This window comes from Amphritea atlantica, from assembly GCF_900111095.1.
In the GTDB taxonomy this organism is placed as follows: domain Bacteria; phylum Pseudomonadota; class Gammaproteobacteria; order Pseudomonadales; family Balneatricaceae; genus Amphritea; species Amphritea atlantica.
Genome location: NZ_FOGB01000001.1, coordinates 104,679 through 123,578 on the forward strand (window position 1 = coordinate 104,679; position 18,900 = coordinate 123,578).

The window sequence follows — 18,900 nt, forward strand, 5'->3', positions numbered from 1 at the left end:
CATTTTAACCAGGGCTCAAGCTGGGCCCAACCTGCGGCGGGCGGCAATCCGGTCAGTGCTGTAGCAATTTCAGAAGGCGAAACTATGCAGATTTTTCAATGCGGACACTGTGAGCACGTCATACTGTTTGAGAGTGTCAGGTGCGAACGCTGTCAATATGAGGTTGCCTTTGAGCCTAAGTTATTACGCTTTATTACCGTCTGTGAGCATAACGGCAACTTAATCGAGGTGAATAAACCGCAGGGGCTCACCTGGAAATATTGTAAAAACAAGCAGCAGCAGGCGTGCAACTGGCTGGTCGACAGTGACTCAGCCAGTGGTTTGTGTATCTCCTGTGAACTGAACCGGTATATTCCGAATATTGGTACGATTGAAAATCTCGATGGCTGGCGTGCTCTGCAGTCTGCCAAACACCGGCTGGTCTACAGTTTATTGAAACATCAGTTACCGGTTGACCGTAAGCAGTCTCCTCAGGACTCGGGCATCTCGTTTGACTTTATCAACACCCGGCAGGTTGTGCCGAAAGATGCGCACACCATGACGGGTCATGCCGGTGGCAAAATCACGATAACAATGAATGAGGCTAACTCAGTCCAGCGTGAGCAGGCCCGCATTGATATGCATGAGCAATATCGAACCCTGCTGGGGCATCTGCGTCATGAGGTGGGTCATTATTACTGGGACGTACTGATTCGGGATAACCCTCGCTGGCTGGAGCGCTATCGAACAGCGTTTGGTGACGAGCGGAAAAATTATGCTCAGGCGCTACAGCGTTACTATGATAACGGCCCTGTGCCCGACTGGAATCAGTATTATGTTACTGAGTATGCTTCGTCCCACCCCTGGGAGGACTGGGCCGAAACCTGGTCTCACTATCTGCATCTTACCGATATTATGGAAACGGCCACGGCGCTAAGGGTATCGGTTAACCCTTATTATGCTGAGAAAAATCAGGGCTTAGCGATGACTGCAGATATTGACCCTTACGGCCAGGTCGATTTTGATGCCTTTATGTCCAAAGCTCTGGCGGTGATTTTTGCAACCAACTGCCTGAATCGCAGTATGGGGCAGCCTGATCTCTACCCCTTCGTGCTGATGCCTCGTGTGAAAGAGAAACTGCGCTTTATCCATGAACTGCTGAAAGAGCGGATCTGAGCGCTCTGTTACAACAGTGGATGATCTGAACGGCTATCTCAGCGTATAAGGTGCAAATGGTCTGGTTTCATTGGGCCTGTCTATCGCTTTTGAGATTGATAGTATGAAAACGGTTTTGATTTTGATGACCGCGTTACTGCTGCATGGCTGCTTGGGAATGCCGGAGTCTGTGAAGCCGGTGGGTCAGTTTGAGTTAGCGCGGTATTTAGGCAAGTGGTATGAAGTTGCCCGATTGGATCACTCGTTTGAGCGGGGGTTAACCCGGGTATCGGCGGAATACTCTTTGCGGAATGATGGTGGTGTTGCTGTTCTTAACCGGGGGTATTCTGAAGCGAGTGGAGTCTGGCAGGAAGCTGAAGGGAAGGCTTATTTCGTTAATGACCACGATGAAGGGTATCTCAAGGTGTCCTTCTTTGGACCATTTTATGGTTCCTATGTGGTGTTCGATCTGGATCGTGAGAACTATCAGTACTCCTTTGTTTCCGGACCTGACTCATCCTATCTCTGGTTGCTGTCACGAAAGCCGACGGTGACACCGGAGGTGAGAGAGTGGTTTATCAGATTGTCTGAGGAACGGGGTTTTGATACGGATGAACTCATCTGGGTTAAGCAGCAATGACCACAGCTGCCAGAAAAGACCTGTTTTACATCTTTTCGCTCAGCCGTTAAACGTTGGGCTTTGTTTTACTCAGCCCAACGGATTGATCTGTCATTCAGATATAGCGTCCTGGTAAAGAACGCTCAGGGCAGAGAACGATCAGGCAAAAACGAAATATTTGCGTACAGTCTCGACGACTTCCCAGGTGCCTTTCATTCCGGGTTCGATCACAAAGACATCGCCACCTTTCAGGTGAACCGGCTCTTCGCCTTCCGGTGTGATGATGCAGTAACCTTCCAGGAAGTGGCAGAATTCCCACTTATCGTAGTTAACTTCGAATTTTCCCGGGGTGCAGATCCATGTGCCCATGATTTTGCTGCCGTCGTCAGACAGATAGGCGTTGAGGTTCACGGTGTGCGGCTCACCGCCGATGCGTTTCCACTTGGTTGCGTCAACGACTGGAGTGGGGCAGGTTTCGCGCATTACTGTGATGAAATCGGACATATCAGCTCCAAAGATTATGATTCAAAGAGCGGTCATTGTATTGGAGTGTCATATTCCGGGTTGTCCGGTTCCGACCTGCTTTATTCTAAAACGCTCATTCAGAGCCTTAAATAGCGATAACCCCAGAGGGCAGGGAGGAGAAGTGCCCAGAGTACACGGAGAAGAGCAAAGATCTATATTTTTAATACAGCGGCGTTGATTCTGGCTTAGCTGCAGTGATCGGTGAAGGGTACAGAGAAATATACTGAGGCTCTTTCAGTTTATCTCGTTCCCACGCTCCTGCGTGGGAATGCATATCTCTCTGTGGTAAAAAATGTGTTTAGTGAAACTGGCTAGCGGATAAACACCAGGCTTCCGGCGCTGATAAACAGTCCGCCACAGACGCGGTTAAAGTGGCGGATATTGCGCTGCTTTTTCAGGGCCGGTGCCAGCACCCGGGCGGCCAGGCCGTATCCCAGTTTACTGATCAGATCGAGGACACACCAACTGACCGACATAATCAGCAGTTGGGTCAGTAGTGGACTTTCCTGAGTCATAAACTGCGGCAGAAAGGCGACAAAGAAGAGAATATCCTTGGGGTTACTGATACCCAGAGTAAATGCCCGCCGGAACATTACACCACGACCACTGTTATTCGTCGTTTCATTCCTGCCGCTTGCCTGGCCGGCATCCCGCCAGGCCCGGTAGCCCAGCCAGATCAGGTAGGCGGCACCGCAATAACGCAGCAGGGTAAACAGTTGCTCTGAGGCCAGCAGCAACGCCCCCAGTCCGGTGGCCGAGGCGATCAGCAGAATCAGGGAGGCACTGACACCGCCTAAAAATGCAGGATAGCTGCGGCGGATACCAAAATTCAGACTGTTGGCCATCATCAGTAGCGATAGCGGGCCGGGGATCAGGATTACCAGCAGGGCGGCAGAACAGTAAAGTAGCCAGGTGTCCAGGGTCATCTGTTTCTCGTAGGTTATTGAGTCAATAAAAAGGCCCTTCCTGAGAAGGGAGGGCCGGTTAAATCTGATCAAAAATTAAGCGCACTTTATGGCAGGAAGATAAACTTTGCAACGAATATCGCGGTCAGTGCCCAGACGCCGGTGGAGATGCTGGATGCCTTACCGGTAGCCACCTTCATAAAGGTGTAGGTGACAAAACCGATAGCGATACCGTTGGCGATGGAGAAGGTCAGCGGCATCATGATGGTGGTCATCAGCGCGGGAGCAAATTCGGTCAGATCATCCCAGTCGATACTGGCCAGTGAGCCCATCATCAGCATGGCGACATAGATCAGTGCACCATCCACCGCAAAGCCTGGCAGCATCTGCGCCAGCGGCAGCAGGAACAGCCCCAGCAGGAACAGGATACCGATCACCACAGCGGTGAGACCGGTACGGCCACCGGCGGCAACTCCTGCTGCAGACTCAACATAGGAGGTGACCGGAGGGCAGCCAAACGCGGTACCGATAACCGAAGAGATAGAGTCCGCTTTCAGCGATTTGTCCAGCCCCTCGATTTTACCGTTTTCATCCTGCAGGTTAGCTCGCTGAGCAACCCCCATCAGGGTGCCGGCGGTATCGAAGATATTCACGAAGAGGAAGGTGATAATCACCGGAATCAACGCGACATCCAACGCGCCGATAATATCCAGCTGCATAAAGACGGGTCCGAGATCACTAAAGTTGGGTACCGCGATCAGACCGTTTTCAGGCCAGGCCATAAAGCCAGAGGCGGGTGCTCTGTCTGAGGTTACACTGAAAAACTCATGGGGAAGTACTGCCGACATCAGGAAGGCGATCGCAGTGGTAATGGCGATACCGATAATGACAGAACCAAAAACACGGCGATAGCTGAGGATACAGATCAGCAGAAAACTCAGCAGCCCCAGTGCGGGGGCTTCCGGACCGAAGGGACCAAAACCGAAGTGGGTCAGGTCTGCCAGAGCAACCACATTGTCGGCGTTGGGTACGATCAGGCCGGTAAAGCGCAGGCCGATAAAGCCGAGGAACAGTCCTACACCGGCGGTCATCGCCAGACGCAGGCTTAGAGGGATACTTTCCAGCATCCACTCTCTTAAACGGGTGACACTCATCAGCACGAACAGCACCCCGGAGAGGAATACCGCCCCCAGGGCGATCTGCCAGCTGTAGTTCATCTCCAGCACAACGGTGAAGGTAAAGAAGGCGTTCAGGCCCATGCCGGGTGCCAGACCAATAGGCCAGTTGGCATAAAGCCCCATGAAAATAGTGGCGATGGCAGCACCGATACAGGTGGCCAGAAACAGACCATCAAACGGCATGCCTGTTTTCGACATGATGATGGGGTTAAGAAACATAATATAGGACATGGTGACGAAGGTGGTCAGGCCTGCGATCATCTCTGTCCGAAGATTGGTTTTATGTTCGCTGAGTTTAAAAAAACGGTCCAGAAACGTGCGCTTTTGAGACGCCGACGGTGAATCCATCGTGGCGGTATCGAGTTGTATGTTTTCCACAACTTTAACTCCTGATTTGGGGTGTCACCCATTTTATTTTTATGGAGGCAGTCAACGGAAGGGGTAGCTGCCGGGTTGTTGTGTTTCATTCCCTGGAAATATAACGCGTCCTGAGTAATATTGTGCTTGTATTCATACTATAATTGTATACAAAAAAGTCAACCCAAAAGTCAGGTTTTTGGATTTTGCTAGTTTTATTATATGAAATTGTTTTGTCAGCCGGGTATCGAACGTAGCAGAGAAACTGCTGGAGCAGACGTTAAATCAACCTGTCTGAACAAACCTTGATGTGATGAGGTTGAGGCAAGCATAATATTGATTATGTGTACAAAATAACCACTTTTGTGTACTATCGAATCACGTTTACGATCAAAATGTTATGGCTGTTTCCCGATCTGCTTTTGACCGCTAACCCGGAGTTAATGAGGCTTAAATGAGTCAGATATCTGAGCTAAAAAAGAGTGATACCAAAAGGGATGGTAAAAAGACCCAGGATGATATTGTCTACGCACATATCTTTGATGCGATTCTGGAACAGCGCCTCTCTCCCGGCACCAAGCTGAATGAGGAATCATTGGGTGAAATCTTTGGTGTCAGCCGCACCATTATTCGTCGGGCGCTATCCCGCCTGGGGTATGAGCAGGTGGTGGTTTTAAGGCCTAACCGTGGTGCCGTGGTGGCTTGTCCGACCATAGAAGAGGCCCGGCAGATCGTGTTTGCCCGCCGGGTGGTCGAGAAGGCGGTTATGGAGCTGGTGTGTGATAATGCCCAGAAGAAACAGCTGGAGCAGCTGAGACAGATGGTGCGGGATGAGCAGGCCTGCTTTGATCGTGGTGACCGGGGGGCGGGTATCCGGTTATCCGGTGAGTTTCATCTGCTGCTGGCTGAGATTGCGAATAATCCACCGCTGCTGAGTTTTCAACGCAGTCTGGTGTCGCTCTGTTCACTGATTATTGCCCAGTATGAAAGCGGGGCTAAGTCTCACTGTTCCTATGATGAGCACTTTGAGCTGATCGATGCCATTGCCGGGAAAGACAAACCCAGGGCGGTAAGCCTGATGATGCATCACCTCGATCATATTGAGGAGAAGCTGAGTCTGGATGATGAGATCGCTACCGATGATCTGAAGGCGATCTTCTCCCATGTCCGTAATCCGAGATGATTGCTGGTTTCTCACGCTTGTCGAGCTCTGCGGTTAAGTATTGTTAACGCTTTGCCAGATTTGGCAAAGTGTTAACCGCAGAATGTAAAAAAGGCTGATCTTTCACGATCAGCCTTTTTTATTACTCAACGGCAGTGTTTAGTGTCGGTTATATACCGGCTCTCCCATGGAGAAGGTATGTTTGATCATCCGGTCATCACCCAGCGTCATCATCACAAACAGACGTTCCTCAATTGTCTTTGTCTGTGCCATACGGTAGCTCAGCAGCGGTGTGGCCTGATAGTCCAGCACCACAAAGTCGGCTTCACTGCCGGGCTCCAGGCTACCGATCTGATGATCGAGATGCAGCGCCCGGGCGCCGCCCAGTGTGGCTAGGTAGAAGGACTTGTACGGATGTAGTCTGACGCCCTGCAACTGCATCACTTTATAAGCTTCATTGAGGGTTTGCAGGATCGAGAAGCTGGTGCCGGCACCGACATCGGTACCCAGTCCCACTTTGACTTTGTGCTGCTCTGCCTGGGGCAGGTTAAACAGCCCGCTGCCGAGGAACAGGTTGGAGGTGGGGCAGAATGCGATGGCTGAGCCGGTTTCACTGAGACGCGCACACTCCTCATCGCACAGATGCACACCATGGGCAAATACCGAGCGCTCACCCAGTAGCTGGTGGTGATCATACACATCAAGATAGCCGTTTTGTTGCGGGAACAGCTCTTTAACCCACTCGATCTCATTTCTGTTTTCCGACAGGTGGGTGTGCATATAGAGGCCGTCATACTCCTTGAGTAACTGGCCGGCCAGGTCCAGCTGCTCCGGTGAGCTGGTAGGGGCAAAACGGGGGGTGACCGCATAGTGCAGACGGCCTTTACCATGCCAGCGTTCGATCAGAGCTTTACTCTCTTCGTAGCTGCCGCGAGGGGTATCGGTGAGCGCTTCGGGGGCGTTGCGATCCATCATCACCTTACCGGCAATCATACGCAGGTTGCGCTGCTCCGCTTTGCTGAAGAGGGCGTCAACTGATTCCGGGTGCACAGTGCCAAATACCAGTGCAGTGGTGGTGCCGTTTCGAAGTAATTCGGTCAGGAAGATATCAGCGACCTCGTCAGCATGCTGACGGTCGGCAAACTGTTGTTCAGCCGGGAAGGTGTAGTTTTCCAGCCAGTCCAGTAACTGCTCGCCGTAGGAGGCGATCATGCCCGTTTGCGGGTAATGGATGTGGGTGTCGATAAACCCCGGGGTGATCAGTGCATTCGGGTAATGCTTGATTTCACAGCCCTGCGGTAGCTCTGGTAACAGGTCCGTGGCGTGTCCCAGTGCGCTGATTTTACCGTTCTCAACCAGCATCAGGCCATCTTCAAAATAGCGGATGCTGTCGGTTAAACCGATCTCAGCGGGGTCGCCCAGGCTGTCCAGCATAGCGGCACGGTAAGCGATTGCGGTGTTTTGTGTCATGCGGGTTCTCTGTTGTACATCATTTATCATTTGCTGGCCGCTTCAGATGGCCAGACGATCAACCACAGTGGTTGCTGACGTCGTGGTTGTCGCGTTACGTCCGCTGTTGAATCCAGCGTTGTAGTGGGCGATGATCTCTCCGGCCACCGATACAGCGATCTCGGCGGGCAGCTTGCCTTTGACCTCGGCAATACCCATTGGGCAGGTCATCCGATCGATCTGTTCGCTGTTGAAACCTTTTGCCTGCAGCCGGTGGATAAACTTGTTACGTTTGGTTTGCGAGCCGATTAGTCCAAAGTAGCTGAAGTCATTTCGCTTCAGTATCGCTTCAGTGAGTTCCTGATCCAACTGGTGGTTGTGGGTCATGACGATAAAGTAACTGCCAGCAGGTTGCTTCTCGACTTCATCCACCGGGAACTCGTTGACCACTTTCTCCACTCCTTCAGGGATGCTGGCTGGAAACTCATCCTCACGGGCATCAACCCAGCGGATTTTGCAGGGCAGGCTGGCCAGTATCGGTATCAGCGCCCGGCCAACATGACCGGCACCGAACAGGGTGATTTTGACTATATCAGTGTTCATCGGCTCAAACAGCAGTGTTGTGGCGCCGCCGCAGCACTGTCCCAGGCTGGCCCCCAGGGAGAAGCGTTCCAGCCTCGGTTGTGTCTGTTGTTCCTGCAGTAGCTTACGGGCGATTTTGATCGCCTTATACTCCAGATGTCCACCGCCGATGGTGTCAAACTGCTGTGCTTCGCTGACGATCATCTTGGCGCCGGCGTTGCGCGGGGTTGACCCGCGCTCCTCCACCACCGTGATGATAACCGCCGGAGTGGCATCGGCTTCAATCTGGCTTAGTGCTCTGATCCATGCTGTGTTCATGGCAAGGCTCCTGCGATTTTCGCTTCAGGTGGTTATCTCAGCCGCCGGGGCCGGGTTATGCTGCGTTTGTTGCTGCTGCATATCATGGACCGCCCAGAGCACCCGTTCGGGGGTTGCCGGTGCATCCAGTGCCGGGCTGCTGCGATAGTCCCCAATGCTGGCGATGGCGTCTTTAATGGCGCAGAATACCGAGATTCCCAGCATAAAGGGGGGTTCTCCCACCGCTTTAGAATGGAACACGGTGTCTTCGCGGTTTTTACGGTTTTCTACCAGTCGGACACGGAAATCGATCGGCATATCGGTGATCGCAGGAATTTTGTATCCGGCCGGGCCTGAGGTCATCAGACGTCCCTGATCGTTCCACACCAGTTCCTCTGTTGTCAGCCAGCCGGCACCCTGCACGAATGCCCCTTCAACCTGACCAATATCGATGGCCGGGTTCAGCGATGCACCTACATCATGAAGAATATCAACCCGCAGAATTTTGTATTCACCGGTGAGGGTATCGATCACCACTTCGCTGCAGGCCGCGCCATAGGCAAAGTAGTAGAAAGGACGGCCACTGGCTTTTTCCCGGTCATAGAATATCTTAGGTGTGCGATAGAAACCGGTGCTGGAGAGCGAGATCTGATTGAAATAGGCCAGCTGAATAAAGTCAGCGAAGGGCATCAGTTGATCCCGGATCCGCACGTGATTATTACGAAACTCAACATCCTCTTCGGTCACGTTAAAGTGACGGGCGGCAAACTCTACCAGACGCTGTTTGATGGTACGGGCTGCGTTCTGCGCTGCTTTACCGTTCAGGTCAGCGCCGGATGAGGCGGCTGTCGGTGAGGTGTTGGGCACTTTCTCAGTATTGGTGGCGGTGATCTGAATGTTGTTAAAGTCCACCTGGAACTCTTCTGCGACGATCTGCGCAACCTTGGTGTTCAGCCCCTGTCCCATCTCGGTACCCCCGTGATTAAGGTGGATGCTGCCATCGGTGTAGATATGGATCAGGGCGCCGGCCTGGTTGAGGAAGGTGGCCGTGAAGGAGATGCCAAATTTGACCGGTGTCAGCGCCAGCCCCTTTTTCAGGAATGGACTGCTGGCATTGTATGCCTTAATCTCCCGGCGCCGCTGGTGGTAATCGCTGCTCTGCTCAAGATCGGCCAGCATTTCGGGCAGCACATTATCCTCCACTTTCTGGTAGTAGTGGGTGGTGTCGCGACCCTCATCACCGTAGAGGTTAAGCTTGCGCACCTCCAGAGGGTCTTTTCCCAGTGTGCGGGCGATCTCATCGAGAATGATTTCCGGCATGATCAGCCCCTGTGGGCCACCAAAGCCGCGATAGGCGGTATTCGATGCGGTGTTGGTTTTGCAGCGATAACCGGTGATAGTGGCATCACCCAGGTAATAACTGTTATCGCTGTGGAACATCGCCCGGTCGACAATTGAGTCGGACAGGTCGGGGGAGTTACCGCAGTTGCCCGCCAGCTTCATTTCGCAGCCGGTGATCATACCGTTATCGTCAAAGCCAACGTCATACTGGTTGAAGAAGGGATGACGCTTACCGGTCATCATCATATCTTCCATACGGGGCAGACGCATCTTGGCGGGGCGACCGGTGAGTCTGGCTACCACGGCGGCGATGCAGGCAGGTCCCGCCGCCTGAGTCTCTTTACCACCAAAGCCGCCGCCCATGCGACGCATATCGATCTGCACCTTGTTAAAGGGGATGTCGAGTACCTCAGCCACCAGTTTCTGAACCTCTGTGGGGTTCTGGGTGGAGGAGTAGACGATCATGCCGCCATCTTCGGTGGGCACAACTGAGGATATCTGGGTTTCCAGATAGAAATGCTCCTGACCTCCAATATGCACGCTGCCGGAGATACGGTGTTTTGCAGAGGCCAGCGCAGCGGCAGAATCACCCCGTTGATGGGTGTGCGGATCGCTGACAAAGTGGTTGTTTCGCAGAGCCTGTTCAACCGACAGCACCGGTTCCAGCTCTTCATACTCGACAATGGCGGCCATCGCTGCTTTGCGGGCGGTTTCGTGGTCATTGGCGGCCACCGCCAGTAACGGCTGACCATAATACTCCACCAGATCTTCAACCAGCAGCGGGTCTCCGGGTTTCAGTGCGCCGATATCTTTTATACCGGGGATATCCTCAGCGGTGATCGCAATGGCAACCCCAGGAAATTCATAGCAGGGGCTGGTGTCGATGCGGGTGATCCGGGCGTGGGCCTTTTCAGACATCCGCGCATAGATATGTAACTGATTGGGAAACTCAAGCCGGTCATCGATATAGATCGCTTCACCGCTGACCTGCTTTGCCGCGCTTTCATGTTTAACGCTGCGGCCAACGCCGGTATTCAGATCCTGTTTCGTCAGTTCCAGCATCTCTTCATAGCTGGCTTTTTTCTTATGATCAGACATATGCAGTTACCCGTGTTTCAACTTCTGGGGATTCGATCTCAACAAAGTAGCGGGTCAGCATGTTGCCAGCGACCTGCATGCGATACTCCTTTGAGGCGCGGAAATCTGAGATCGGACTGAAATCCTGTTGCAGCGCCTGTTTGGCCTGTTCGATCGTTGCCATCGTCCAGGGAGCGCCTGCCAACGCCTGTTCGCAGAGGCTGGCACGCTTCGGAATTGCGGCCATACCACCAAATGCGATGCGGGCCGATTCAATGATGCCGTTGCTGATTTTCAGGTTAAAGCAACCCAGCACAGCAGATATATCATCGTCGATGCGTTTGGAGATCTTATAGCTGCGGAACGTGCCATTGTCCGCCGCCCGGGGGACGATCACTTTTTCGATAAACTCACCCGGTTGCTGGTCGGTGACCTTATAGTCGATGAAGTAGTCCTGCAGATCGATGGTGCGAACTGAGTTACCCTTTCTCAGTACCAGTTTTGCGTCCAGCGCGATCAGCGCCGGAGGGGAATCACCAATCGGCGATGCGTTACCGATATTGCCCCCCAGGGTACCCTGATTGCGGATCTGCAGCGAAGCAAAGCGGTGCAGCAGGGCGCCAAAGTCGGGGTAATCGTTATTCAGGGCGTGGTAGCAGTTGCTCAGGGAGGCGCTGGCACCCAGCTCGATCTGTTCATCGGTAACACTGATCTGTTTCAGCCCGGCGATATCACCAATATAGATCAGCGTCTCTATTGCCCGGTGAAACTGGGTGACTTCGAGAGCCAGATCGGTGCCGCCAGCCAGCAGCCGGGCATCGGGATACTGCTCTAACAGGTTTGATAGTTCTGCCACCGTGGTCGGGTTAAAGGATCGTTTAGTGCCGTCACTCAGTTCGGCTTGTTGCGTGGGTTGTATCTCCCGCAGTCTGGCAACTGTGGCATTCTGTTCCGTGCTGAAACTGTCAGGTGTGGCATCCACATACATCTTTTCAGCGGCCTCTACGATCGGGCGATAACCGGTGCAGCGACACAGGTTGCCCGCCAGTGCTTCATTGATCACCTCTTTGTCAGGATGGGTGATATTCTTGCCCAGTGCGAACATCGACATAACGATGCCCGGAGTACAGAAACCACACTGACTGCCGTGGCAGTCGACCATCGCCTGTTGGGCCGGATGCAGCGCAGATCCCTGTTTGAGGTCCTCAACGGTTATCAGTTGCTTACCGTTCAGGGCGGAGACAAAGGTCAGACAGGAATTGAGGCTTTTATAGCGGATACGGTCGCCATCCAGCTCCCCCACTACCACGGTGCAGGCGCCACAGTCGCCTGATGCACAACCCTCTTTAGTGCCCGTCCTGCCGGATTCGGAACGCAGGTAATTGAGTACCGTCATATTGGGGTCTAGCTGCTGCTCGACCCGCAGTTCCCTGTTGAGTAAGAACCTGATCAAGGTGGACCTCCTGTTTTTAGGTTTTATCTTTATGGAGTTTAGTTCGGATTTTAGCCATTAAATTAAAACCTGACTTTTAAGTCAACTTATTTGCAGCTCACTGATCTGCAATCCAGCGGTTTTGCCTATGGTATTTACCTGCTGGTTTGAATAAATGCGGGAGATTGTTCTGTGGTGGGTGTGAAATATAGCTGGAATATCTGTAATAAATAAAAAGAGTATTTTGTATACCTTTATTGTATTGTTATTGTATACAAAATATGGGTGTGTTTTTGTAGTAAACGCATTGAAAACCGTTTGCGAACTGCCTGTCGCTGTCATCGGGAAAACTCAGGAAGACGGCAAGGCCGTGGTGGCAGCGGTTGCAGAGCGTTGCACTACTGTTTGAGCCCGGCCGTTGGTTTGGCAGAGCTTTCAGAAGAGGGTAAAGCCGTAGGGCTGTTTTCATAATGTGGATACAAGAGTTAATGTATTTTGTGGACAATGTTATTTGTCTGGATTACTTTTATAACTCGTTGGACAAACAGTCTGGCTGATCGCTTGTGAAAACCCTGTTGCCTAATAGGTTGCAGGGGACCAATAACAATAAATAGGTATGTCACAATGGCAAATCAGAGTTCCAAAATTCATCTGATCTTCGGTTTGGAAGATAAGCCGGGGGTTGCCGTATCAACCTTTGCGGCTTTGCAGCATGTACTGGCAAGTTTTATCGGCATAATCACCCCGACACTGATTGTTGGCGGTGTGTTGGGGCTGGGCAGTGAGGTGCCCTATCTGGTCAGCATGGCGTTGATAGTTTCCGGTATAGGAACCTTTATTCAGGCGCGTCGAATTGGCCCGGTGGGATCGGGGCTTCTTTGTGTGCAGGGCACCAGCTTCGCTTTTCTCAGCTCTATCCTGGCGGCGGGCTTTATTGTCAAAGGCAAGGGCGGTGGCCCGGAGGAGATCCTTTCAACCATTTTCGGCGTCTGTTTTTTTGGCGCGTTTGTGGAGATATTTCTGAGCCGCTTTATCGATAAGCTGAAACGGATTATTACCCCGGTGGTTACCGGCACTATAATCACGCTGATCGGCCTGTCACTGATTAAGGTGTCGATGACCGATATTGCCGGAGGCTTCGGGGCCAAAGATCTGGGTGCCCCGGTGAATCTTGCGCTGGCAGGCGTTGTGCTGATTACTATCGTTATCTTTAATCGTTTTCAGGTGCAGATGTTACGTCTGAGCGCGGTGATAATTGGCCTGACATTTGGCTTTCTTGTCGCCTGGTCGATGGGTAAGGTTGATTTCAGCGGTTTGAATGAGGTGGCGCTGATCGCGATTCCTGTGCCGTTTAAGTATGGTTTCAGTTTCGATTTTGCGGCGTTTCTGCCCATCGCTATTATCTACCTGATTACCGCGCTGGAAACCACCGGTGACCTCACGGCGAACAGTATGGTGTCAAACCAGCCGGTGTCCGGGCCGGTGTATGTTAAGCGAATCAAAGCCGGTGTACTGGCCGATGGCTGCAATTCGGCGATCGCTTCATCGCTGAACAGTTTGCCGATGACCACGTTCAGCCAGAATAACGGGGTGATTCAGCTGACCGGTGTCGCCAGTCGCCATGTGGCGCTGTTTATTGCTGGTATTCTGGTGTTACTGGGATTGTTTCCGGTGATCGGCGGGGTATTGCAGCAGATGCCAAAACCGGTACTCGGTGGTGCCACTCTGATTATGTTTGGTACCGTAGCGATGGCAGGGGTTAAGATTATCTCCCAGGCGGGTCTGAACCGCCGTAATATGCTGATCACCGCGATCTCTATCGGTCTGGGACTGGGGGTGGCATCTGTACCAGAAGTATTGTCCGCGATGCCGGCGACACTGAAAAATATTATCGGTTCGCCGCTGACCATTGGTGCACTGGCAGCCATTATCCTGAACTTCATCCTGCCAACCAATATGGATGGCGAAGAGGTTGAAGAGACAGAGGTCGAGGGTGCTGAAGACAATGCTTGCAGAGAATCTGCATCAGAGACGGCTGTAGACACTATGACCCCTCAGGGACAAAAGCCCTCGCTGTGTTCCAGTGTTAATAGTTAGTGTTGCCCGTCATATTTAATAAATGAGTTTACTAACGGAGTGAAGACGTTGAACAGTTCCCGGCGTATCTGGATTAAGAACCCTCTGGCAACACTGGATAGTGAGTGTGCTGGCGGGGTGGTGATAGAGGGACAGACGATTGTTGCAGTGCTGGCCAGTGGCACATCACCGGTTCAGCCTGTGGATGAGGTGTTTGACGCCCGCGAACATGTCCTGTTGCCGGGACTGATTAACAGTCATCACCACTTTTATCAGACCCTCACCCGGGCATTTCCCCAGGCGCTGAATAAATCCCTGTTCAGCTGGCTGAAAAGCCTCTATCCCGTATGGGCTAAGCTGGGAGAGGAGATGATTGAAGTGTCGACTCAGGTGGCGCTGGCCGAGTTGCTGCTGTCCGGATGTACTACCGCCAGTGATCATCACTACCTGTTTCCTCAGGGGCTGGAAAACGCTATCGATATTCAGATGGCGCAGGCTGAAAAACTGGGTGTCAGGGTGCATCTGACCCGTGGCTCGATGAGCCTGGGCGAAGAGGATGGAGGCTTGCCGCCCCAGTCAACAGTGCAGAGTGAAGAGGCTATTCTGGATGATTGCGAACGTCTGATAAGCCAGTATCATCAGTCCGAAGCGGGGGCGATGAGCCGGGTTGCACTGGCGCCCTGTTCACCGTTTTCGGTTAGCGAAAGTCTGATGCGGGCCAGCGCTGAGCTGGCACAAAAATATGATGTGCGACTGCATACCCATCTGGCTGAAACCCATGATGAAACGGCGTTCTGTATCAAGATGTTTGGTCTGCGGCCACTGGACTATCTGGAGAAGGTTGGCTGGCTGACTGACCGGGTATGGCTGGCTCACGGCATCCATTTTAATGACAATGAAGTGCGTCGTCTGGGGGCTGCGGGAACCGGTATCTGCCACTGCCCATCCTCCAATATGCTGTTGGCGTCAGGCTTGTGTCCGACACTGGATCTTGAAGCGGCGGGTAGCCCAGTGGGGCTGGGGGTGGATGGTTCGGCTTCCAACGATGGCTCGAACATGATTCAGGAGGTGCGTCAGGCATTCCTGCTGGGTCGCCTCAAGTACGATGCATCTGAGATTACCCATCAGAAAGTACTGTCCTGGGCGACTGAAGGCTCTGCCCGCTGTCTGGGCCGGGATGATCTGGGATCACTTAAAGTGGGGCAGCAGGCCGATATCGCCCTGTTCAAACTGGATGAGCTACGCTTTGCCGGTGCTGGCGATCCATTGGCGGCGCTGGTGCTCTGCGGTGCCCATCAGGCCGACCGGGTGATGGTGGCTGGCCGGTGGCGTGTGATTGACGGTGCCATCGTCGATTACGATATCGCGCAATTAATCCAGCGACAGAAAGCACTGGCAAGAAAACTGGCCGCCAACTGATCAGCCACGCGGTCTGATACTGTCCGCTGCATCCCCGTAGCGGACATAACCCTTACTACCCTGTGTAATTTTACCCCGTCATGCTGGCCACAACTGGCCGGCAGGGCAACGCTCGTTTTAAAAAACGCGTTTGCAAAAAAGTGTGTCTGAAAACTGAAAATATAACAATAAGGAAACCTAAGATGAAAATAGCACCAATGTCTGTCAGTGTAGTTGCCGGAGCGATGCTCTCAACACTCTCTATGTCGGCCTCTGCCGAGATGCTGTGGAGCTCGTTCAGTCTCACTTATCTGAACGGTAGCGATTATGAGGTGGGCGATCCGGACCGTCAGGTGGTGACGGTTGAACATGCCAGCGGTCATAGTTGGGGCGATAACTTCTTCTTCCTCGACCGGCTGGAATCGGATAATGGTAACAGCGAAAACTATATGGAGCTGTCACCCCGGCTGAGCTTGTCCAGTCTGACCGGTAATGATCTCTCGTTTGGCCCAGTGAAAGATGTGCTGCTGGCAGGCACCTGGGAGAGCGGGGAGGGCTTTGATAACTTTCTTGCCGGAGTGGGCGTCAGTCTGGATGTGCCGGGATTTCAGTACTTTAATGCCAACCTGTATCGTGCCAATAACGATAAGTCATCCAATGATACTCAATTGACCCTCACCTGGGGACTACCATTTTCGCTGAGCGATGCGGAGTTTCTTTATGATGGTTTTATCGACTGGACCACGTCTGAGTCGGATAAAGCCTCGGAGATGAACTTCACTTCGCAGCTGAAATGGAATGCCGGCAAGCTGATCGGTACCAAAGCCCCGGTGTATGTTGGTGTGGAGTATGCCTACTGGAACAATAAGTTTGGTATCGATGGCGTTGACGAGCGTAATCCGGCACTGCTGTTGAAGTGGCATTTCTGATTGGTCCCACTTAAAACATCGCGCAGTTTTGCGTGTAATCCCGGCGCTTAGCCATCACGTTGTATAACAATCTGCTGATGCCTCCCCCTTCGGCATCCGGCAGATTGTTATCGATGGCATAGCGCCCTCTCATACTTCGCTTATGGTTTTTATCTGAGTACTTTTGAGAATCTCCCGATGGTGTCCAGTGATGTTTTGTCGTGGCCAGGCCTTTTGTGGCGAACCCCGTTCCTGCAAGGTGTATTAACCAGTTTCAGCCAGATTATGTTGCAGCATAACCGCTGGACCGGTTTGCTGTTTATCCTCGCCGTGGCGATTCAGGCACCGATCATGGCGGTTGCGGCCGTTCTAGGCTGCGTGGTTGAACAGCTCTGTACCCTGACGCTGCTCATTCAGTCGAATCGTCAGCATAATCAGTTGGGGCAGGGACTGTATGGCTTTAATGGTGCGCTGGTGGGGCTGGCGGTGAGTTGTTTATGGCCGTTAAGCGGGCCGCTGGTGTTAATGCTGACGGTCGCCGTTACGTTGCTTGCCACGATCATCGGGCGCGGTTTACAACGACTGGACTGCGCTACCTATACCTCGCCGTTTATTTTGTCGGTCTGGCTGTTGTGGCTGCTTTTCACTCCCCAGCCGATGGTCCAGTCCGGCTTACCTGATATCGTTGACCCGGGAGTGCCAGGCATCGTGACTGGGCTGCTCAGCGGTGTTATGTCGGCTGTTGGGCAGGTGCTGTTTCTCAATAGTAGTGTCAGTGGGGCGCTGCTGTTAGCGGGTCTGTTTATCGCCTCGAGAGCGGCTACCCTGGCTGTGGTAGGCGCGGTGACTCTGAGTCTGGTGATTTCGTTGTTGCTGGAGTTCCCGATGGTTCAATCCCAGTCGGGTGTATACAGCTATAACGCTGTGCTGGTGATTCTGGCGTTGCACCAACGCAGTCATCTCCGGCCACTGGCTTTCGTCTGCGGTGTACTACTGGCGGTGTTGCTGAGTCGTTTGCTGCAATTCTTTGATGTTATGCCCCTGACCGCACCCTTTGTGCTGAGTGTCTGGACGGTATTCTGCCTTTTTCCGAAGCCTGATCGCGCAAGAGTATTCGAGGAGGTATCCTGAAAACAGGGTAATGGCGACGGAATACCATCGTTAAAATATACCGTTATGCTCAAATTCCGATACAGAAATGGCGGTCCGGTTGTTATGATGGCAGGCGTTATCGACAGAGTATGAAATGATGGAAAAAACATATCTCGATGCCCAGACGCTGCTGGAAGACTCATTCCGCTTAGGGGCAAAAATTATTAATGATGGTTTCAGACCCACCTATATTATTGCTATCTGGCGGGGAGGCACCCCCATTGGGGTGGCGGTACAGGAGTTTCTCGCCTACTACGGTATTCAGAGTGACCATATTGCCATTCGAACCTCCTCATACAGTGACGGTATCGATGGCCGGTCTAAAGCGGTGAAGATCCATGGTATGGATTATCTGATCAAGAATATCCAGGCCACAGACAGCCTGCTGATTGTTGACGATGTTTACGATACCGGGCTGACAATTCAGGCGGTGATCAAAGAGCTGAAACTGAAATGCCGCCTCAACACACCGGAAGATATCCGCATCGCAGTACCCTATTTTAAGCCGGCACGGAATAAAACCGGGGTTGACCCTGAATATTATCTCCATGAAACCGAAGCCTGGCTGAAATATCCCCACTCACTTGAAGGGCTGACCGTGGATGAGATTAAGACCCACCGGCCGGAGTTGTTTGACATCATTGGTGATCTGATTCCCCGGGTGGGCTAAAGGCAAAACAGGAGGCCGTTCCCGATTGGGAGGGGGAGTATTGTGGAAAAACAGTATATTAATGAACAGGAACTGATCTGTGACTCGTTTCGCTTGGGCGCTCAGATCTTTGAAAGCGGTTATCGCCCCGATTTCATCGTTGGCATCTGGCGGGGTGGCAGTACCGTCGGTATCTATGTGCAGGAGTGCCTGCAATACCTGGGGGTGAAAACCGACCATATCTCTATTCGCACCTCCTATCGCGGGTTGCCCGGTTATCAGTCGATGATCGAAGGGGAGGGGAATATTAAAGCCCATGGTTTGCGCTATCTGCTGGAAAACCTGAATCGTGATGACAAGTTGCTGATTGTTGATGATGTTTACGGCTCGGGCAAAAGCATTGATGCGGTCATCACCCAGCTGTCTCAGCGGGCTAAGCGTAATATGCCGGTGGATGTGAAAGTCGCTGTACCCTGGTTCAAACCGGCCAATAACCGGACACAACGGGTGCCTGATTTCTATATCCACACCTCCGATAAGTGGCTGGTGCTGCCCTATGAGATGGTTGGGTTAACGGAAGCGGAGATCTTTGCCAATAAGCCCGGTATGCAGGCCATTATGGAGACAGTAAAGATCTGACCGTGCTGTAACGGAGATGA

At 52.6% G+C, this 18,900-nt stretch carries 17 protein-coding genes; 9 read left to right on the top strand and 8 right to left on the bottom strand.

What is annotated here, in order from left to right:
* The first annotated feature begins 84 nt into the window (after window positions 1-84).
* Both BMY09_RS00515 and BMY09_RS00520 read left to right on the top strand, forming a co-directional pair.
* The gene (locus BMY09_RS00515) at window positions 85-1,155 is read left to right on the top strand and encodes a zinc-binding metallopeptidase family protein (RefSeq protein ID WP_175483411.1); all 1,071 of its coding nucleotides are present in this window, start codon (window positions 85-87) and stop codon (window positions 1,153-1,155) included.
* Between the two features lie 103 nt (window positions 1,156-1,258).
* On the top strand, window positions 1,259-1,774 hold the full coding sequence (locus tag BMY09_RS00520) for a lipocalin family protein (RefSeq protein ID WP_091353831.1): 516 nt from the start codon (window positions 1,259-1,261) through the stop codon (window positions 1,772-1,774).
* A gap of 138 nt (window positions 1,775-1,912) precedes the next feature.
* On the opposite strand, the gene BMY09_RS00525 is transcribed toward BMY09_RS00520, so the two are convergent.
* The 3 genes from BMY09_RS00525 to BMY09_RS00535 form a co-directional block, all read right to left on the bottom strand.
* Entirely contained in the window at window positions 1,913-2,257 is a 345-nt protein-coding gene (locus BMY09_RS00525; protein ID WP_091352515.1) for a cupin domain-containing protein, read from the bottom strand.
* Between the two features lie 332 nt (window positions 2,258-2,589).
* On the bottom strand, window positions 2,590-3,204 hold the full coding sequence (locus tag BMY09_RS00530) for a LysE family translocator (protein ID WP_091352518.1): 615 nt from the start codon (window positions 3,202-3,204) through the stop codon (window positions 2,590-2,592).
* An 86-nt stretch (window positions 3,205-3,290) separates the two neighbouring features.
* Window positions 3,291-4,709 (bottom strand): NCS2 family permease, encoded by a 1,419-nt coding sequence (locus BMY09_RS00535; RefSeq protein WP_091353833.1) that lies wholly within the window; start codon window positions 4,707-4,709, stop codon window positions 3,291-3,293.
* 463 nt (window positions 4,710-5,172) lie between these two features.
* Here BMY09_RS00535 and BMY09_RS00540 point away from each other — a divergent pair, with 463 nt between their 5' ends.
* Entirely contained in the window at window positions 5,173-5,901 is a 729-nt protein-coding gene (locus BMY09_RS00540) for a GntR family transcriptional regulator (RefSeq protein WP_091352521.1), read from the top strand.
* Window positions 5,902-6,039: 138 nt separating this feature from the next.
* On the opposite strand, the gene guaD is transcribed toward BMY09_RS00540, so the two are convergent.
* From guaD to xdhA, 4 genes are read right to left on the bottom strand one after another with little or no spacing between them, the layout of a single operon-like run.
* Entirely contained in the window at window positions 6,040-7,350 is a 1,311-nt protein-coding gene (gene guaD, locus BMY09_RS00545; protein WP_091352525.1) for a guanine deaminase, read from the bottom strand.
* A 42-nt stretch (window positions 7,351-7,392) separates the two neighbouring features.
* Window positions 7,393-8,229: a xanthine dehydrogenase accessory protein XdhC gene (gene xdhC, locus BMY09_RS00550; RefSeq protein WP_091352528.1), complete on the bottom strand. Its 837-nt coding sequence runs from the start codon at window positions 8,227-8,229 to the stop codon at window positions 7,393-7,395.
* A 24-nt stretch (window positions 8,230-8,253) separates the two neighbouring features.
* Window positions 8,254-10,647, bottom strand: a complete 2,394-nt coding sequence (gene xdhB / locus BMY09_RS00555; protein WP_091352531.1) for a xanthine dehydrogenase molybdopterin binding subunit — start codon at window positions 10,645-10,647, stop codon at window positions 8,254-8,256.
* Window positions 10,640-12,079 (bottom strand): xanthine dehydrogenase small subunit, encoded by a 1,440-nt coding sequence (xdhA, locus tag BMY09_RS00560; RefSeq protein WP_091352534.1) that lies wholly within the window; start codon window positions 12,077-12,079, stop codon window positions 10,640-10,642. Before xdhA ends, xdhB begins: the two co-directional genes overlap by 8 nt.
* Window positions 12,080-12,682: 603 nt before the next feature.
* Between xdhA and BMY09_RS00565 the strand changes: the two genes are divergently transcribed.
* The 3 genes from BMY09_RS00565 (at window position 12,683) to BMY09_RS00575 (ending at window position 16,461) form a co-directional block, all read left to right on the top strand.
* Window positions 12,683-14,155 (top strand): nucleobase:cation symporter-2 family protein, encoded by a 1,473-nt coding sequence (locus tag BMY09_RS00565; protein WP_091352537.1) that lies wholly within the window; start codon window positions 12,683-12,685, stop codon window positions 14,153-14,155.
* Between the two features lie 48 nt (window positions 14,156-14,203).
* Window positions 14,204-15,553, top strand: a complete 1,350-nt coding sequence (locus BMY09_RS00570; protein WP_091352540.1) for an 8-oxoguanine deaminase — start codon at window positions 14,204-14,206, stop codon at window positions 15,551-15,553.
* Between the two features lie 182 nt (window positions 15,554-15,735).
* Window positions 15,736-16,461 carry a DUF5020 family protein gene (locus BMY09_RS00575; protein ID WP_091352542.1) on the top strand — a complete coding sequence of 242 codons (726 nt, stop codon included), beginning with the start codon at window positions 15,736-15,738 and terminating at the stop codon, window positions 16,459-16,461.
* Window positions 16,462-16,471: 10 nt separating this feature from the next.
* Here BMY09_RS00575 and BMY09_RS22410 read toward each other — a convergent pair whose 3' ends face one another.
* Entirely contained in the window at window positions 16,472-16,594 is a 123-nt protein-coding gene (locus BMY09_RS22410) for a hypothetical protein (RefSeq protein WP_281243211.1), read from the bottom strand.
* Window positions 16,595-16,638: 44 nt separating this feature from the next.
* Between BMY09_RS22410 and BMY09_RS00580 the strand changes: the two genes are divergently transcribed.
* From BMY09_RS00580 to BMY09_RS00590, 3 genes are all read left to right on the top strand, one after another.
* On the top strand, window positions 16,639-17,571 hold the full coding sequence (locus BMY09_RS00580; protein WP_091352545.1) for an urea transporter: 933 nt from the start codon (window positions 16,639-16,641) through the stop codon (window positions 17,569-17,571).
* Between the two features lie 115 nt (window positions 17,572-17,686).
* A complete protein-coding gene (locus BMY09_RS00585; protein WP_091352547.1) occupies window positions 17,687-18,262 on the top strand; it encodes a phosphoribosyltransferase in 576 nt (191 codons plus the stop codon).
* Window positions 18,263-18,304: 42 nt separating this feature from the next.
* Entirely contained in the window at window positions 18,305-18,880 is a 576-nt protein-coding gene (locus BMY09_RS00590; protein ID WP_091352549.1) for a phosphoribosyltransferase, read from the top strand.
* Window positions 18,881-18,900: the final 20 nt, after the last annotated feature.

Excerpts from the sequence above, each read along its gene's own strand:
- BMY09_RS00520 (WP_091353831.1), top strand. The coding sequence starts at position 1,259 with ATGAAAACGGTTTTGATTTTGATGACCGCGTTACTGCTGCATGGCTGC.
- BMY09_RS00525 (WP_091352515.1), bottom strand. The coding sequence starts at position 2,257 with ATGTCCGATTTCATCACAGTAATGCGCGAAACCTGCCCCACTCCAGTC.
- BMY09_RS00535 (WP_091353833.1), bottom strand. The coding sequence starts at position 4,709 with ATGGATTCACCGTCGGCGTCTCAAAAGCGCACGTTTCTGGACCGTTTT.
- BMY09_RS00565 (WP_091352537.1), top strand. The coding sequence starts at position 12,683 with ATGGCAAATCAGAGTTCCAAAATTCATCTGATCTTCGGTTTGGAAGAT.
- guaD (WP_091352525.1), bottom strand. The coding sequence starts at position 7,350 with ATGACACAAAACACCGCAATCGCTTACCGTGCCGCTATGCTGGACAGC.
- xdhB (WP_091352531.1), bottom strand. The coding sequence starts at position 10,647 with ATGTCTGATCATAAGAAAAAAGCCAGCTATGAAGAGATGCTGGAACTG.
- BMY09_RS00575 (WP_091352542.1), top strand. The coding sequence starts at position 15,736 with ATGAAAATAGCACCAATGTCTGTCAGTGTAGTTGCCGGAGCGATGCTC.
- BMY09_RS00585 (WP_091352547.1), top strand. The coding sequence starts at position 17,687 with ATGATGGAAAAAACATATCTCGATGCCCAGACGCTGCTGGAAGACTCA.
- BMY09_RS00530 (WP_091352518.1), bottom strand. The coding sequence starts at position 3,204 with ATGACCCTGGACACCTGGCTACTTTACTGTTCTGCCGCCCTGCTGGTA.
- BMY09_RS00580 (WP_091352545.1), top strand. The coding sequence starts at position 16,639 with ATGGTGTCCAGTGATGTTTTGTCGTGGCCAGGCCTTTTGTGGCGAACC.
- BMY09_RS00515 (WP_175483411.1), top strand. The coding sequence starts at position 85 with ATGCAGATTTTTCAATGCGGACACTGTGAGCACGTCATACTGTTTGAG.
- xdhC (WP_091352528.1), bottom strand. The coding sequence starts at position 8,229 with ATGAACACAGCATGGATCAGAGCACTAAGCCAGATTGAAGCCGATGCC.
- BMY09_RS22410 (WP_281243211.1), bottom strand. The coding sequence starts at position 16,594 with ATGAGAGGGCGCTATGCCATCGATAACAATCTGCCGGATGCCGAAGGG.
- BMY09_RS00540 (WP_091352521.1), top strand. The coding sequence starts at position 5,173 with ATGAGTCAGATATCTGAGCTAAAAAAGAGTGATACCAAAAGGGATGGT.